1 protein-coding gene is annotated in these 783 nt (G+C 33.8%); it reads left to right on the forward strand.

The window, feature by feature from the left end; genetic code table 11:
• Positions 1-250: 250 nt before the first annotated feature.
• Positions 251-783: recombinase family protein (locus Q428_RS14200; protein ID WP_035382100.1), on the forward strand; the 533-nt coding region annotated here is incomplete at its 3' end.

Below are 783 nucleotides of genomic sequence, written 5' to 3' on the forward strand. Positions count from 1 at the left end.
AAAGGGGTTCAGTCTTAAACGAGTAGTCATTCTCTTAACGAAGCTACAGGGGGAAGCCAGAGCTACCCTGTCTAACTAAACCAAGTTTAGTTTAGCATGAGTACCTGAAAGTTATACAAGGATGCTTTATGTCCTCTAAACTTTGTAGCTATCCATTCAATTATATATAAATCTATCAATTGTCAAAGAACAGTTATATAACTGTTTTTATAGATATCTATAATTCAAATTATACGAGGGGGAATAAAAAATGCAAAGAAAGGTTATAAAGCTTGATTCTAAAATTAAAAAACCTATATCTAAAAAACGTGTTGCTGCCTATGCAAGAGTATCAAGTGGAAAAGATGCAATGCTTCACTCTCTTTCAGCTCAAATCAGCTATTACAGCAGCTTTATTCAAAAACACATTGAATGGGAGTTTGCGGGAGTATATGCAGATGAAGCTATTACTGGAACAAAGGATGAAAGGCCAGAGTTTCAAAGAATGCTTGATGACTGCAGAATGGGTAAAATAGATATGATAATTACAAAGTCAATCTCAAGATTCGCAAGAAATACAGTTACACTACTTGAAGTAGTTAGAGAACTAAAGGAGTTAAATGTAGATGTATATTTTGAAAAAGAAAATATTCACAGTCTTAGCGGGGATGGTGAGCTTATGCTAACTATCCTCGCTTCATTTGCACAAGAAGAGAGTAGGTCAGTTAGTGAAAACATAAAATGGCGAATAAGAAAAGGATTTAAAGAAGGAGAACTTGTTAATTTTAGGTTTATGTATGGATA

It is taken from the genome of Fervidicella metallireducens AeB (assembly GCF_000601455.1).
Classification (GTDB): Bacteria; Bacillota; Clostridia; order Clostridiales; family Caloramatoraceae; genus Fervidicella; species Fervidicella metallireducens.